The following is a 14921-nucleotide window of genomic DNA, read 5'->3' as shown; positions in this document are numbered from 1 at the left end:
TCCCATGGCTGAAGTCCTCGTCTACGTCGACCACGTGGACGGTGCCGTCCGCAAGCCCACCCTGGAACTGCTGACCCTGGCCCGCCGCATCGGCGAGCCGGTCGCCGTCGCCCTCGGCGCGGGTGCCGCCGACACCGCCGCCGCGCTCGCCGAGCACGGCGCGACCCGCGTCCTGACCGCCGACGCCCCCGAGTTCGCCGACTACCTGGTCGTACCGAAGGTGGACGCGCTGCAGGCCGCGTACGAGTCCGTCTCCCCGGCCGCCGTCCTCATTCCCTCCTCGGCCGAGGGCAAGGAGATCGCCGCTCGCCTCGCGGTCCGTATCGGCTCGGGCATCATCACCGACGCCGTCGACCTGGAGGCCGGCGACGAGGGCCCGGTGGCCACGCAGTCGGTGTTCGCCGCCGCCTTCTCCACCAAGTCCCGTGTCTCCAAGGGCACTCCGGTCATCACGGTCAAGCCGAACAGCGCGGCCGTGGAGGCCGCCCCGGCCGCCGGCGCGGTCGAGGCCCTGTCCGTGACCTTCTCCGACCAGGCGACCGGCACCAAGATCACGTCCCGTACGCCGCGTGAGTCCACGGGCCGCCCGGAGCTGACCGAGGCCGCGATCGTGGTCTCCGGCGGCCGTGGCGTCAACGGCGCGGAGAACTTCACGATCATCGAGGCGCTCGCCGACTCCCTCGGCGCGGCTGTCGGTGCCTCGCGTGCCGCGGTCGACGCCGGCTGGTACCCGCACTCCAACCAGGTCGGTCAGACCGGCAAGTCCGTCTCGCCGCAGCTGTACATCGCCTCCGGTATCTCGGGTGCGATCCAGCACCGGGCCGGTATGCAGACCTCGAAGACGATCGTGGCGGTCAACAAGGACGCCGAGGCCCCGATCTTCGACCTGGTCGACTACGGCGTGGTCGGCGACCTCTTCGAGGTCGTCCCGCAGCTCACTGAGGAGATCAAGACCCGCAAGGGCTAATCACCATTGAGCAGTACGAGGCCCCTGTGACCGTCGACGCGGTTACGGGGGCCTCGCCTCATCCCGGGCTCATGCCGAGTCTTTAGCCCAGAGTCAGGGACACCTGGACGGGCAGATGATCGCTCGGGAACTGGCCGTTCAGGGAGAAGGTGTTGATCGAGGCCCGGTGAGCGGTGACGCCGGGAGTGGTGAGGACCCAGTCGATACGGTCGCCGTCCGGGACCAGCGGCCGGTAACCGTGGAAGGTCGCGTACAGCTTGCTCCGCTCGGCCGCGGTGTCCCAGGTGTCGACGAGACCGGCGCCCAGCATCGTGTCGTAGACGGGGTTCTGGTGGGCGGCGACGTTGAAGTCGCCGGTCACGACGAGCGGCAGTGACCGGTCGAGGCCCGCGATGCGCTCGGCAATCAGCTGGGCGGCGCGCGCGCGTGCGTTCTGGCTCGCGTTGTCGAGGTGGGTGTTGATGAAGTAGAACTGCCGCTCCCCGTCGCGCAGATCGCGGAAGCGGACCCAGGTCACCATGCGGATGGAGCCGCCGCCCCAGGTGTTCGAGCCGATCACGTTGGGCGTGTCGGAGAGCCAGAAGTGGTCGTAATCCACGGGGGCGAGCCGGCGGGTGTCGTAGAAGACCGCCATGAACTCGTCGCGGCTGCCGCCGGCGCGGCCGGTGCCGATCCAGTCGTAGTGCGGTCCGAGGTCGGCCTCGATGTCGCGCACCTGCTGGTAGAGGCCCTCCTGGGTGCCGATGACGTGGAGGTTTTCGCGGCGCAGCAGTTCGCGGGTCACGGGGCGGCGGGCGGCCCAGCTGTTGGGTTCGCTGGTGCTCGCGTAGCGCAGATTGAACGACATGACGTCCAGGCGGCGGCTGGATCTGTCCGGCGCCGCGGCGGTCGCGGTGAGGGGTGCTGTACTGGACAGAGGCAGGGCGACCGCGGCGACGATGGCGGTCTTCAGGCCCAGACGACGCGTGACTCGGCTGTGCTTGATGGGCACGGGTGGGCTCCTTCGGTGACGGATGCCGGGCGAGTCGTGCGCACCGAAGTGTCTGAGTTGGGCGTGAACGTGTCGAGAGGGCGTGGTGGCCACAGGGGGAAGCTCCGGGGTGGAGCTGGGCGGAGGTGGGTGTTGACCAGCGGGAAGGTCCACGGCTAGCTTCGCTCTACGGATTGTTGATTCCGGCCAGCGGAAAATCGAGAGGGTGTCGGGATGGGGCAGGGCGCGCAAGAGAAGGTGGCGACGAGCCTCGCGGGCGCCGTCAGCGAGAAGATCAGCGCCTCCCTCGCCCCGGTCGACGCCGAACTGGAGCGCCGCTACCCGGGAGACCCGGGGACCCGTCAGCCCGTCCACACCGTCTACGTACCCGGTGACATGTTCGCCGCCGACACCATCCGCTCTTGGGGCGACCAGGCCCTCGCCGCCCTCGACGACCACGCCCCGGACGCCGCCTCGCTCGCCGCCGTCCTCGGCCTCGCCGACGAACTGGCCGAACCCGTCCACGCCCGTGTACGAGCCAAGCTGGAGCACGAGCCCATCGAAGACCTGCGTGTCGACTTCGAGGACGGCTACGGCCCGTGCCCCGACGCCGAGGAGGACGAGGCCGCCGCCCGTGCGGCACGGCTGGTCTCGGAGGCGTACGAGAAGGGCACGGCCGCCCCGTACATGGGCATCCGTATGAAGTGTATGGAGGCTCCAGTACGCGACCGGGGCATCCGGACCCTCGACATCTTCCTGACCGGGCTGATGGAGGCGGGCGGACTGCCGGACGGGCTGGTCCTGACGCTGCCGAAGGTGACGTACGCCGAGCAGGTCACCGCGATGGTGCGGCTGCTGGAGGAGTTCGAGAAGGCACACCAACTCGAGCCCGGGCGGATCGGGTTCGAGATCCAGATCGAGACCAGCCAGGCCATTCTCGCCACCGACGGCACCGCCACCGTCGCGCGGATGATCCAGGCCGCCGAGGGCCGCGCCACGGGCCTGCATTACGGGACCTTCGACTACAGCGCCTGCCTCGGCGTCAGCGCCGCCCACCAGGCGAGCGACCACCCGGCAGCCGATCACGCCAAGGCGATCATGCAGGTCGCGGCGGCAGGCACCGGCGTACGTGTCTCGGACGGCTCCACCAACGTCCTTCCCGTGGGCCCGACTTCGCAGGTCCACGACGCCTGGCGGCTGCACTACGGCCTCACCCGCCGCGCCCTTGTCCGCGCCTACTACCAGGGCTGGGACATGCACCCGCGTCACCTTCCGACCCGGTACGCCGCCGTGTTCGCCTTCTACCGCGAGGGCTTCGAGCAGGCCGCCGCGCGCCTCGCCCGGTACGTCAACCGCGCGGGCGGCGACGTGATGGACGAACCCGCGACCGCCAAGGCGCTCAGCGGCTACCTGTTGCGGGGCCTGGACTGCGGTGCCCTGGACATCGCGGAGGTGGCGCGTGTGACGGGTCTGACCCGCGCGGACCTGGAAGGTTACGCGGCGCCGAGGCGAGCCGACTTGACGAACTCGCCCCAGTAGAGGGCCCGTAGGGCCAGTGGCGACCCTCGCGTACCGACCGCGTTACAGCGGCCGCTCTTGTGCATCGACTGTCACTCGTGACCCGTAGGCTGTACGCCACTCATGGCGCGACACAGGAACGGGGCAGCGGTGTCTTCGGGGGAGAACGAACGCGCGGACGGGGTCGGTCGGCTCCTGGCCGGGCGCTATCGCGTAGTGGCCCAGCTCGGGCGCGGCGGTATGGGCGTCGTCTGGCGGGCCCTCGACGAAGTCCTGGGCCGTGAGGTCGCGGTCAAGGAACTGCGGACGTACACCGACGCCGGAGGGCCCGAACTGGCGGACCTGGGGCGCAGGATGCAGCGCGAGGCGCGCGCGGCGGCCCGCGTGCGCCACCCCGGAGTCATCGCCGTGCATGACGTGGCCGAGGTCGACGGGCGTCCGCTGATCGTCATGGAGCTGGTCGACGGGCCCTCTCTGGACGATGTCCTGCGTGAGGAGGGTCCCCGCGAACCGGGCGAGGCCGCCGAGATCGGTGCGAAGGTCATGGACGCCCTGGCCGCCGCCCACGGCGCCGGAGTCCTGCACCGAGACGTGAAGCCCGGCAACATCCTGCTCGACCGCTCCGGCCGCGTGGTCCTCACCGACTTCGGCATCGCGACGATGGAGGACCCCGGCGACGGCGCCACCACGCATCTCACCCGAAGCGGTGAACTGGTCGGCTCCCTCGACTACTTGGCGCCCGAGCGGGCCCAGGGCCACGACTTCGGGCCCGCCTCCGACGTGTGGGCCCTGGGCGCCACGCTGTACGCGGCCGTCGAGGGCACCTCACCGTTCCGCCGTACGTCGACCTGGTCCACGCTCACCGCGATCGTGTCCGACCCGCTGCCCGAGCCACGGGGCTCGGGGCCGCTGGGCCCCGTACTGCACGAGCTCATGCAGAAGCAGCCGGAGGACCGGCCGGACGCCGACCGCGCACGCGAGCTGCTGGAAGCGGTGGCGCGGACGGCCGGCCAGGACTCCGCGACGACCAACCTGCGCGGACCCGCGTCGAAGCAACGCGAGGCCACCGAGCGGAGCGTCCCGGCGGTACCGCCCGGCTTCGGGGCTCCGGGCTCGGCCGGGCCGGGTCCCGCAGGACCACAGCCTCAGGACGAGACCACCGCCTCCGACTCCGGCGGCGGCCCCCGGCCTCGTAAGGCCCGAGCCCTTCTCGCCGCCGCTGCCGTCACCGCCGTCCTGGCCGCGACCGGCGTCACCGTGGGCCTGCTGACCAACACCGACGACTCCAAGAACTCCGCACGGTCTTCGGCCTCCCAGGAAGCCGGCGACTCCCCGTCCTCGGCGGACCCCAGCCGTGGCACGCTGACCCCGTCCGGCGACCCCGACCCCACCGAGCAGGGCGACAAGGAGACGACGCCCACGCCCGCCCCCGGGAAGCCGGAGCGGACGGAGGGCGCCGACCCGACGACGAAGGACCCCGCCCCCTCGCCGAGCGCCACCGACGACAGCGGCGCCACAGGCGGCAACTCGGGCGGCACGAGCGGCGGCGGAGGCGGCAACAACCCCGCCCCCGTCTGCAGCTTCATCGGCGACGGCAAGTACAACTGCGAGGTCTGGCGCACCGCCGCGTCCTACACCGCGGACGGAGCCGAGGTCGGCACCCTGAAGGCGGGCACCAACTACTTCTACTGCCAGCAGAACCTGGGCCGCCGCGAGACCTACGACGAGTGGACCAACATCTGGTGGGCGAAGACCGACGACGACAGCGGCAGCAAAGACGTCTTCATCAGCGACGTCTACATCAAGGGCGGCGACAACGACGAACCGGTGCCGGGACTGCCGGTCTGCTGAGCGCGTACGTACTTCTCCAGGCCGGAGGCAGTCGTCCACCCCAACTCGGCGAACAGCCGGGTGCCGCGCCTGCACAGTGCCAGGTTGCCGCGCGCCCGGGCGCAGAACTCCTCGGGTGTGGAGCCGAACAGAGCCCTCAACCGCGGTGATGCGGCGAGGAGTTCGGTGAGCAGCGCGTGCTCGCCGGGATGCGTGCGCGGGGTGCCGGAGCCGTTGTGGAGGACGCCCCGCCGGTTGACGTAGAGATGTGCGCCGTCGAGCAGTTCGCCCGACTCCAGCTCGACGGAAACGTCGGCAGCGGGCAGCAGGACACGGTCGTACGGGCCGGACGGCGAGGTGACGCCCTCGCTCCTGTCGATCGCGTCGAGCTGCGCCGGGTTGAGCCAGGTGAGGAACAACTCGCGGGTGAGTCCGGGGGCGCGGAAGGGGGAGGCGGACACGTAACCGAGCCCGGTGATGTGCGCGGAGACGCCGATCTCGATGCCCGTGACCTTCGCCTTCACCAGGGGGAGGGGCGCGGTGACTCCGTACTCCCGCATCTTGTGGCGGAGTTGGGCGGGGCAGGCGTTGGAGCCGACCGCGAGGACGGGGACGCGGTCCTCGAAGGTGAGGCGGGCCAGCGGCAGCAGCCGGTCGCCGTCCAGGAGTCCGGACTCCTCGGGCCAGGCGCCCGGATAGGTCAGGGGGCGATCGCGCGGGGCCTCGGCGAGGCCGAGTGCCGTGAGGGTGCGGTGATCCGGATGCGTCATCGGTCAGCTCGCCGGCGGCAGTTCGCCCGAGCCTCGGGTGATCAGCCTGGTCGGGAGTTCGACGCGCTCGGGGAGGGCGAGCGTGCCGTCGAGGCGGTGGAAGAGGCGGTCGGCGGCGGTGCGGCCGAGCTGGGCGGAGTCCTGGGCGACGACGGTGACGCCGGGCTGGAGGAGATCGGCGAGTTCGATGTCGTCGAAACCGACGAGGGCGACGGGCCGGGAGTGTTCGGCGAGGACGCGGACGACGGTGACCGTCACGCGGTTGTTGCCCGTGAAGATCGCGGTGACGGGAGAGGGCCCCGACAGCATGGCCTCGGCGGCCCGGCGGACCCGCTGCGGATCGGTGACGCCCAGCGACGTCCAGGCTTCCTCGACCGGGATGCCCGCGGCCTCCATGGCGGTGCGATAGCCGCGCAGCCGCTCGGCGGCGGTGTGGATGCGGGGCATGTCGCCGATGAAGCCGATCCGGCGATGCCCGTGGGCGATGAGATGGGCGACGCCGTCGCGCGCACCGCCGAAGTTGTCGGACAGGACGACGTCCGCGTCGATCTGGCCGGCGGGGCGGTCCACGAAGACCGTGGCGACGCCCGCTTTTATCTCCGGTTCCAGATAGCGGTGGTCGTCACCGGCCGGGATGACGACGAGCCCGTCGACGCGGCGTGCGCACAGCGCAAGCACCAACTCCTGCTCGCGGTCCGGGTCTTCGGCGCTGGAACCGTTGATCAGCAGGGCGCCGTGGGCGCGTGCCACCTCCTCGACCGCGCGGCTGAGCGGGCCGTAGAAGGGGTCGGAGAGATCCTCCAGGACCAGGCCGATGCTCGCGGTGCGTCCCTTGCGCAGCACCCGCGCGCTGTCGTTGCGGCGAAAGCCCAGCGCGTCGATCGCCTCCTGCACCCGGCGCTCGGTGTCCGGGGTGACCCCCGGCTCACCGTTGACTACGCGCGACACCGTCTTGAGGCCGACTCCGGCACGCGCCGCGACGTCTTTCATGGTCGGACGGTTGCCGTAGCGGTTGTCGGTTCGGCGGGCGGTCTCGGCCACGATGCGCTGTCCTGTCCTGTTGTCCACGGGGTGCGTTGGTCCTGACGTGCTCTACTGCGTACTCAGTGCGTGGTCAATGCGTGGTTGTTCCGTGCTCATACGGATGTGGCGTCGAGCATAGGGCCTGGACAACGTTGTCAGATGCGGGAGACACTATCCCCCGCATTCTCCGGCCCGCCCTGCTACGGGACCAGTCGTGCTGCCTGACGTCGAGGCCAGTCGTGCTGCCTGTTCCAACGGCCGGGGTCAAGGGGGGACATCCCTGGTAAGACTTCGGGGGCGCCGCCGCCGCGGCCGCCGCAGGAACGACACCGCACCGGGAGAAGCAGACACAGATGCACACCGACCTCGTGGCCGCGCTCGACATCGGCGGCACCAAGATCGCCGGAGCGCTGGTGGACGGCCAGGGCCGGATCCTCCTGCGCGCGCAGCGCGCGACGCCCGCGCAGGAGGACGGCGACACGATCATGGGGGCCGTCGAGGCCGTGCTCGGCGAGCTGACCGGCTCGCCGCTGTGGAGCCGCGCCAGCGCCCTCGGCATAGGCAGCGCGGGCCCGGTGGACGCCTCGAAGGGCACGGTGAGCCCTGTGAACATCCCGGGCTGGCGCGACTATCCGCTGGTCGAGCGGGTCCGCGCCGCCACCGACGGACTGCCCGTGGAGCTGATCGGCGACGGCGTGGCGATCACGGCCGCCGAACACTGGCAGGGCGCGGCCCGCGGGCACGACAACGCGCTGTGCATGGTCGTCTCCACGGGCGTCGGCGGCGGCCTGGTCCTGGGCGGCCGACTGCATCCGGGGCCCACGGGCAACGCCGGCCACATCGGGCACATCAGTGTGGACCTCGACGGCGACCTCTGCCCGTGCGGGTCCCGCGGTTGTGTCGAGCGCATCGCGAGCGGGCCGAACATCGCGCGCCGCGCCATCGAGGGCGGCTGGCAGCCCGGCCCCGACGGCGACACCTCGGCCGCCGCGGTGGCCGCCGCAGCCCGCGCGGGCGACCCGGTCGCTCTGGCCTCCTTCGAGCGCGCCGCCCACGCCCTGGCCGCGGGCATCGCCGCGACGGCGAACCTGGTGGAGATCGACATCGCGGTGATAGGCGGGGGAGTGGGCAAGGCGGGTGACCTCCTGTTCACGCCCCTGCGTGCCGCCCTGCGCGACTACGCGACGCTGTCGTTCGCCCAGCGCCTCACCGTGGCGCCCGCCCAGATGGGCACGGACGCGGGCCTGGTCGGCGCCGCGGCGGCCGCGCTCAGCCGGAGGCCGAGCGCGACAGCGGCGGGGGTGGGAGGCTGACGCCACGCCGCGCGGGATCTCGTACGAGCGGCTTGGCCGAACCGCGCGGCGGTCAGCGCAAGGCGGCACTTGCCGCGTCGACCGGGCCCGGCTCGGCCGAACGGAGCGCGGCGGTCAGCCTGTCCGCATCGGCCTAACCGGCTGCCTCCAGGGCGAGTTCGGTGGCGACCGGATGCCCGGCCCCCTTCGTGTCGGCCGAGACGCGGACGAGAACCGTGCCGTGCGCCGGGACGGTCGCCGTGATCGCTCCAGTCGTGGTGTGGCTCTTGTGCTGCCACAGGTCGCGCACCGTGTACGCGGCGGCCTCGGGCAGCCCGACGGCCCGCGCGGTCGTGGCGATCCGCTGTGCGCTGCCGGTCTCGTTGAACAGGGCCACCGCGCGGCTGCCGTCCTTCATCTCCTTGGCGACGACCCAGCGCCCGCCCTCGGAGAACACGACCGCGCCCTGCTTGCCCAGCGGGTCCTGATCGACCGCGATGACCTCTTCGTTGCCGAGGATGTCGAAGGTCTCCTCGGACACCGACCGCAGATCGGAGCCGATGAGCAGCGGCGCGGCCATGATCGACCACATCGAGAAGTGCGTGCGGTACTCCGTGTCCGTCATCCCGCCGTTGCCGACCTCCAGCATGTCGGGGTCGTTCCAGTGCCCGGGACCGGCGTACTCGGCGAGCGGCAGGTTCTTCTTCATGATCGACAGCATCGAGCCCCAGTTGTCGCTGATGTCACCGGTCGTACGCCACAGATGCCCGACGTCCGCCGCCCACTCCCAGGGCTTGTTCTCGCCCCACTCGCAGATGCTGTAGACGATGGGGCGCCCCGTCTTCTCGGAGGCGGCCTTGAGTGCGTCACGCATGGTCGTGTAACGCTGCTTGGCGTCCACGCCTTGGTTGTTGCAGTTGTCGTACTTGAGGTAGTCGACGCCCCAGTCGGCGAACTGCTGGGCGTCGCTGTACTCATGGCCCAGCGCGCCGGGGAAGCCGGCCGTGTTGCACGTCTTGGTACCGGCGCTGGTGTAGATGCCGAGCTTGAGTCCCTTGGAGTGGACGTAGTCCGCAACTGCCTTGATTCCGTTGGGGAAACGGACCGGATCCGGCACCAACTTCCCGTTCGTGTCGCGCTCCGGCAGCGCCCAGCAGTCGTCCAGGTTGACGTACTGATAGCCGGCGTCCTTGAGTCCCTTCTCGACGAAGATGTCGGCGACACCCTTGACCATCGACTCGTCGAACTCGGCCCGGCAGTGCGTGGCGTTCCAGTTGTTGAAGCCCATCGGCGGGGTGCGGGCCTGCCCGTCGTCGAGGAGAGGTCCGGCAGTGCCGCCCGACGGGTCGCCCGGGACCTGTGCCGCGACGGAGGCCGTGAGCCCGCTCGTGCACAGGACGGCCGTGGCGAGCGCTCCGATCACTCTTCTTCGGGTGGTGCGGGTTGGGAGATGACGCATCGTTACGTTCCTCCGTACTCGCGAAAGATGAGGTGACTCCTGGGGTGGAAGTCGTCGGCCGCGCTCACGGTAGGCCGCGTCGCACCATGTTGGAAGAACGGCTGACCGTTACTCATGCCCCGTTTCGCAGTTGAGCCGGGCATGAAGAAGCGAAGCATGCTCGCCGTCGCGTCCCTCGCCGCCGGATTCGTGGTGGCGGCCGTCACCCCGTCCCACTCACTCGAAGGCGACGCCCTCGGCAAGCTCGACGTACAGGACACGATCGGCACGCTGGACAAGACGGCCGACGAGGGCCAGGCGGCGGTCAACCCCGTGGTGGAGGACACCCAGCAGCAGATGGGCTGAGCGAACTCCAGCTCCGCCGGGCCGTATCTCGACAGCCCAGCAGCCCGACCGTCCCTGTAGCTCGACATATCGACATCGCGATGTCCCGACAGGAAGCCCGGCCCGCCCACGGCCGGGCTTCCGCATGTATACGACCCTGTGTCCGCCCGTGCCCTGTCTCCGACCCCTGTCCCCGCGGCGGCGGGAGGCGCACTCATCAGGACCTGGTTTCCGTGGCAAGGTGGAGGGCAAGCCTCAGGGGGTCAACAGAAGAGGGGGAACCGTGACCGTCGTTTGGATCAACGGCGCGTTCGGTGCGGGGAAGACCACCACCGCACGGGAACTGATCGACCTGATCCCGAACAGCACACTGTTCGACCCCGAGCTCATCGGAGCCGGGCTGACGCAGCTACTGCCGCCCAAGCATCTGGCCGAGGTCGGTGACTACCAGGACCTGCCCATCTGGCGCCGGCTCGTGGTCGACACCGCGGCCGCGCTGCTCGCCGAACTCGGCGGCGTCCTGGTGGTACCCATGACCCTGCTCCGCCAGGACTACCGCGACGAGATCTTCGGCGGACTCGCCTCCCGCAGGATTCCGGTCCGGCATGTGCTCCTCGCCCCGGCGGAAACGATCCTGCGGGAACGAATAGCCGACCGCGAGGTGCCACCCGACTTGCCCGACGGGGAGATACGGGTGCGCCAGTGGTCGTACGACCACATCGAGCCTTACCGCACCGCCCTGGCCGGCTGGCTCACCGCCGACGCCCACCTCGTGGATACCAGCACGCTCACCCCGTGCGAGTCCGCGGAACGGATCGCCGACGCCGTGCGCACCGGCGCCGTCCCCGTCTGCGACATCGTGCAGACCCCGGAGCCCACCGCGGAGACCGTCGCCGCCGGGGTGCTCCTCTTCGACGAGCAGAACCGCGTCCTCCTCGTCGATCCCACGTACAAGGCGGGCTGGGAGTTCCCCGGCGGTGTCGTCGAACGCGGCGAGGCACCCGCACGCGCGGGCATTCGCGAGGTCGCCGAGGAGACCGGCATCCAACTCGACGACGTACCAAGCCTGTTGGTCGTCGACTGGGAGCCGCCCGCACCCCCCGGCTACGGCGGACTGCGCCTCCTCTTCGACGGCGGACGGCTCGACAGCACCGAGGCCCGGCGGATGCTGCTGCCGGGCCCCGAACTGCGCGACTGGCGCTTCGCCAGCGAGGAGGAGGCCGCCACCCTGCTGCCACCGGTCCGCTACGAGCGGCTGCGCTGGGCACTGCGCGCGCGGGAACGGGGAGCGGCGCTCTATCTGGAGGCCGGCGTGCCCGTGGGATAGGCCCTCGGCCAGCGCTCGCGAACTGGCTCAGCCCGCCGCGTAGTTGCGCAGGAACAGCGCCTCGGCGACCGACAGGCGCTCCAACTCCTCAGGAGACACGCTCTCGTTCACCGCGTGGATCTGCGCCTCCGGCTCGCTCAGGCCGATCAGGAGGATCTCCGCGCTCGGGTAGAGGGACGCGAGGGTGTTGCACAGCGGGATGGAGCCACCCTGCCCGGCGTACTGCATGTCCGCCCCGTCGTACGCGACGCGCATCGCCTCGGCCATCGCCGCGTACGCCGGGCTGGAGGTGTCGGCGCGGAACGCCTGGCCCTGACCGATCTGCTCGGTGCTCACCCGCGCGCCCCACGGCGTGTGCGCCTCCAGGTGGGCCTGGAGCAGCTTGGTCGCCTCGGCCGCGTCCACGCCCGGCGGCACTCGCAGGCTGACCAGGGCGCGGGCGCCCGCCTGCACGGACGGGGTGGCGCCGACCACCGGCGGGCAGTCGATGCCGAGCACGGTCACGGCCGGACGCGCCCAGATACGGTCGGCCACCGTGCCGGAGCCGATCAGCTCGACGCCCTCGAGCACCTTGGCGTCCTCGCGGAACTGGCCTTCCTCGTACTGCAGGCCGTCCCAGCGTGCTTCGCCCGTCAGCCCGTCGACCGTCGTCGAACCGTCCTCGGCGCGCAGCGAGTCCAGTACCCGGATCAGCGCGGCCAGCGCGTCGGGCGCCGCGCCGCCGAACTGCCCCGAGTGCAGGTTGCCGCCCAGGGTGTCGATCCGGACCCGTACGAGGGTCATGCCGCGCAGCGCCGTGGTGACCGTCGGCACGCCGACCCGGAAGTTGCCGGCGTCACCGATGACGATCGTGTCGGCGGTGAGGAGATCCGGGTGGTCCTCGGCGTACCGCTCCAGGCCGCCCGTGCCCTGCTCCTCCGAACCCTCCGCGATCACCTTGACGTTGACCGGGACGCCGCCGTTCGCCTTCAGCGCGCGCAGCGCGAGGAGGTGCATGATGACGCCCCCCTTGCAGTCGGCGGCGCCCCGCCCGTACCAGCGGCCCTCGCGCTCCGTCAGCTCGAACGGCGGTGTCACCCACGCCGTTTCGTCGAGCGGCGGCTGCACGTCGTAGTGCGCGTACAGCAGCACGGTCTTCGCGCCCTCGGGCCCGGGCAGGAAGCCGTACACCGACTGTGTGCCGTCCGGGGTGTCGAGCAGCGCCACGTCCTGGAAGCCCTCGGTGCGCAGCGCCTGGGCCACCCAGTTCGCGGCGCCCTCGCTCTCGCTCCGGGGGAACTGGTCGAAGTCCGCCACCGACTTGAAGGCCACCAGCTCGGTGAGCTCCGCCTTCGCCCTGGGCATCAGCGAGGCGACGGTCTCGGCGACCGGGTTCGACGACATGGGCACGCTCCTCGTAGGTGCGACGTTGTACGGATGGGTACGTGTGGGATGCACGCGCGTACGGGTGCGCGTCGTGCATTCGCTGCCGATACTCCCACAGCGGTGTTCGCCGAGGCCCGCCGTAGGATGCGGGAGGCGGAAGCGGCAGGCGGCTGGATCGGAGCGGCAGACCATCGTGAGCAGCGAGAACTCTTCGGGCGACGCACAGCGGGTATGGGATGTCGTCGTGGTCGGTGCGGGGCCCGCGGGCGCCTCGGCGGCCTATGCGGCAGCGGTCGCGGGGCGCCGCGTGCTCCTGCTGGAGAAGGCGGAGCTGCCCCGCTACAAGACGTGCGGCGGCGGCATCATCGGCCCCTCGCGCGACGCCCTGCCGCCCGGCTTCGAGCTGCCGCTGCGGGACCGGGTGCACGCGGTCACGTTCTCGCTCGACGGCAGGTTCACCCGCACCCGCCGCTCCAAGCAGATGCTCTTCGGGCTCATCAACCGGCCCGAGTTCGACCAGCGGCTCGTCGAGCACGCCCAGAAGGCGGGCGCCGAACTGCGCACCGGCGTCACGGTCGCGCGCGTGGAACAGCACGGCTCCGCCGTACCGGACCGGCGCACCGTGGCCGTCGTACTGCAGGACGGCGAGACCGTGTTGGCGCGCGCCGTGGTCGGCGCGGACGGCAGCGCCAGCCGGATAGGAGCCCACGTCGGGGTGAAGCTCGACCAGGTCGACCTCGGCCTGGAGGCGGAGATCCCCGTCCCGGAGACCGTCGCCGAGGACTGGAAGGGGCGCGTCCTCATCGACTGGGGGCCCATGCCCGGCAGTTACGGATGGGTCTTCCCCAAGGGCGACACCCTCACCGTCGGCGTGATCTCGGCGCGTGGTGAAGGAGCCGCCACCAAGCGGTACTTGGAGGACTTCATCGCCCGGCTCGGGCTCGCCGGCTTCGAACCGAGCATCTCGTCCGGGCATCTGACGCGCTGCCGCGCCGACGACTCGCCGCTCTCCCGCGGGCGGGTGCTGGTGTGCGGGGACGCGGCGGGGCTGCTCGAGCCGTGGACGCGCGAGGGAATCTCGTTCGCGCTGCGGTCGGGGCGGCTCGCGGGGGAGTGGGCGGTACGGATCGCCGAGGCGAACGACGCCGTGGACACCCGGCGCCAGGCCCTGAACTACGCCTTCGCCATCAAGGCGGGCCTGGGCGTCGAGATGAGCGTGGGAAAGCGCCTGCTCATGGTCTTCGCACGCCGTCCCGGCATGTTCCACGCGGCGCTCACGGGTTTCAGGCCCGCCTGGAAGGCGTTCACGGGGATCACCCGCGGAGCGACCTCCCTGGGCGAGATCGTCCGTACGCATCCCCTGGCCGGGCGCGCCCTGACCGCGCTCGACCGCTGACCCGCAAGAGGCGTGTTCAGCTCTTGACGGTGATCCGGAAGACGGGGTGGTTGTGCGCCGCGGCGAGCAGCTCCTCGTCGCTGGACTTGGCCGTGACGTCGCCGAAGAAACGGCCGACCTCCCAGCCCCACTTCTTGAGGTAGGTGCGCAGGACGACGGGCTTCTCCTCGTCGGGCAGCTCCACGGCCGTGAACTCCCGCGTTTTCCGGCCCACTTGGAGTCGACCACCGCCGGCCGCCCGAAGATTGCGCACCCACTCGGAGTGGCCGCGCGCCGAGACGAGGTACGGGCCGCCCTCGTACGGGAGCGGGTTGACCGGCACGCGTCGCCACTCGCCGCTCTTGCGCCCGCGGACGGAGAGCTCGGCGCTGCCGACGAGGCTGAGGCCGCGGCGGGCGAGCCAGCCGATGAAGCGGTTCATGCCTGCCTCGAATCCGCCGGGCTTGATGTAGCGCTGCTGTGCCATCGCGGGACTCCCACTGGTCGATGTCGGTCGCGAGAGCAGTGCTCTCGCTTGAGAGCAGTGTGCACGACCTCAGGACATCGGCACGGGAGTAGCGCGAGACGGCAGCAGTCGGGGTCCTGACGCAGGACGAACAAAGGAGATACTTCCCCGGGAGTACGTGTGATCGCCACGCTCGGCGGACGACCGGACCGGTGGTGGCGTCTAGCGTGGCTGG

12 protein-coding genes and 1 pseudogene are annotated in these 14921 nt (G+C 71.0%); 7 read left to right on the top strand and 6 right to left on the bottom strand.

What is annotated here, in order from left to right; all coding sequences use genetic code 11:
* Window positions 1-4 precede the first annotated feature (4 nt).
* Entirely contained in the window at window positions 5-967 is a 963-nt protein-coding gene (locus G6048_RS04695) for an electron transfer flavoprotein subunit alpha/FixB family protein (RefSeq protein ID WP_165338147.1), read from the top strand.
* Window positions 968-1049: 82 nt separating this feature from the next.
* On the opposite strand, the gene G6048_RS04690 is transcribed toward G6048_RS04695, so the two are convergent.
* Window positions 1050-1958 (bottom strand): endonuclease/exonuclease/phosphatase family protein, encoded by a 909-nt coding sequence (locus G6048_RS04690; RefSeq protein ID WP_165338146.1) that lies wholly within the window; start codon window positions 1956-1958, stop codon window positions 1050-1052.
* A gap of 213 nt (window positions 1959-2171) precedes the next feature.
* Here G6048_RS04690 and G6048_RS04685 point away from each other — a divergent pair, with 213 nt between their 5' ends.
* On the top strand, window positions 2172-3476 hold the full coding sequence (locus G6048_RS04685) for a DUF6986 family protein (protein ID WP_165338145.1): 1305 nt from the start codon (window positions 2172-2174) through the stop codon (window positions 3474-3476).
* 129 nt (window positions 3477-3605) lie between these two features.
* Window positions 3606-5306, top strand: a complete 1701-nt coding sequence (locus G6048_RS04680; protein ID WP_165338144.1) for a serine/threonine-protein kinase — start codon at window positions 3606-3608, stop codon at window positions 5304-5306.
* On the opposite strand, the gene G6048_RS04675 is transcribed toward G6048_RS04680, so the two are convergent.
* The gene (locus tag G6048_RS04675) at window positions 5252-6055 is read right to left on the bottom strand and encodes a hypothetical protein (protein ID WP_165338143.1); all 804 of its coding nucleotides are present in this window, start codon (window positions 6053-6055) and stop codon (window positions 5252-5254) included. The two genes, G6048_RS04680 and G6048_RS04675, sit on opposite strands and share 55 nt — an antisense overlap.
* A 3-nt stretch (window positions 6056-6058) precedes the next feature.
* The gene (locus G6048_RS04670) at window positions 6059-7123 is read right to left on the bottom strand and encodes a LacI family DNA-binding transcriptional regulator (RefSeq protein WP_165338142.1); all 1065 of its coding nucleotides are present in this window, start codon (window positions 7121-7123) and stop codon (window positions 6059-6061) included.
* Window positions 7124-7431: 308 nt separating this feature from the next.
* Between G6048_RS04670 and G6048_RS04665 the strand changes: the two genes are divergently transcribed.
* Window positions 7432-8391, top strand: a complete 960-nt coding sequence (locus tag G6048_RS04665; protein WP_165338141.1) for an ROK family protein — start codon at window positions 7432-7434, stop codon at window positions 8389-8391.
* A 139-nt stretch (window positions 8392-8530) separates the two neighbouring features.
* On the opposite strand, the pseudogene G6048_RS04660 reads toward G6048_RS04665, so the two are convergent.
* A pseudogene (locus G6048_RS04660) lies at window positions 8531-9829 on the bottom strand (glycoside hydrolase family 27 protein); the annotation flags it as partial.
* A gap of 141 nt (window positions 9830-9970) precedes the next feature.
* Here G6048_RS04660 and G6048_RS04655 point away from each other — a divergent pair.
* Complete coding sequence (locus G6048_RS04655) at window positions 9971-10174, top strand: hypothetical protein (protein WP_165338140.1); 204 nt, start codon at window positions 9971-9973, stop codon at window positions 10172-10174.
* 262 nt (window positions 10175-10436) lie between these two features.
* On the top strand, window positions 10437-11480 hold the full coding sequence (locus G6048_RS04650) for an NUDIX hydrolase (protein ID WP_165338139.1): 1044 nt from the start codon (window positions 10437-10439) through the stop codon (window positions 11478-11480).
* Between the two features lie 27 nt (window positions 11481-11507).
* On the opposite strand, the gene G6048_RS04645 is transcribed toward G6048_RS04650, so the two are convergent.
* Window positions 11508-12863 (bottom strand): dipeptidase, encoded by a 1356-nt coding sequence (locus tag G6048_RS04645; RefSeq protein WP_165338138.1) that lies wholly within the window; start codon window positions 12861-12863, stop codon window positions 11508-11510.
* Between the two features lie 175 nt (window positions 12864-13038).
* Between G6048_RS04645 and G6048_RS04640 the strand changes: the two genes are divergently transcribed.
* The gene (locus G6048_RS04640; protein WP_165338137.1) at window positions 13039-14241 is read left to right on the top strand and encodes a geranylgeranyl reductase family protein; all 1203 of its coding nucleotides are present in this window, start codon (window positions 13039-13041) and stop codon (window positions 14239-14241) included.
* Window positions 14242-14257: 16 nt separating this feature from the next.
* Here G6048_RS04640 and G6048_RS04635 read toward each other — a convergent pair whose 3' ends face one another.
* Entirely contained in the window at window positions 14258-14707 is a 450-nt protein-coding gene (locus G6048_RS04635) for a nitroreductase family deazaflavin-dependent oxidoreductase (RefSeq protein ID WP_165338136.1), read from the bottom strand.
* Between the last annotated feature and the right edge of the window lie 214 nt (window positions 14708-14921).

Origin of the sequence: Streptomyces ureilyticus (genome assembly GCF_011045025.1) — a bacterium.
In the GTDB taxonomy this organism is placed as follows: domain Bacteria; phylum Actinomycetota; class Actinomycetes; order Streptomycetales; family Streptomycetaceae; genus Streptomyces; species Streptomyces ureilyticus.
The sequence above is the reverse complement of the archived record's forward strand: the minus strand, read 5'-3'. Positions and strand labels throughout refer to the sequence as shown.

Bases quoted from the DNA above. Each gene is read 5' to 3' on its own strand.
- G6048_RS04685 (WP_165338145.1), top strand. From the start codon at position 2,172: ATGGGGCAGGGCGCGCAAGAGAAGGTGGCGACGAGCCTCGCGGGCGCC.
- G6048_RS04695 (WP_165338147.1), top strand. From the start codon at position 5: ATGGCTGAAGTCCTCGTCTACGTCGACCACGTGGACGGTGCCGTCCGC.
- G6048_RS04635 (WP_165338136.1), bottom strand. From the start codon at position 14,707: ATGGCACAGCAGCGCTACATCAAGCCCGGCGGATTCGAGGCAGGCATG.
- G6048_RS04645 (WP_165338138.1), bottom strand. From the start codon at position 12,863: ATGTCGTCGAACCCGGTCGCCGAGACCGTCGCCTCGCTGATGCCCAGG.
- G6048_RS04655 (WP_165338140.1), top strand. From the start codon at position 9,971: ATGAAGAAGCGAAGCATGCTCGCCGTCGCGTCCCTCGCCGCCGGATTC.
- G6048_RS04665 (WP_165338141.1), top strand. From the start codon at position 7,432: ATGCACACCGACCTCGTGGCCGCGCTCGACATCGGCGGCACCAAGATC.
- G6048_RS04675 (WP_165338143.1), bottom strand. From the start codon at position 6,055: ATGACGCATCCGGATCACCGCACCCTCACGGCACTCGGCCTCGCCGAG.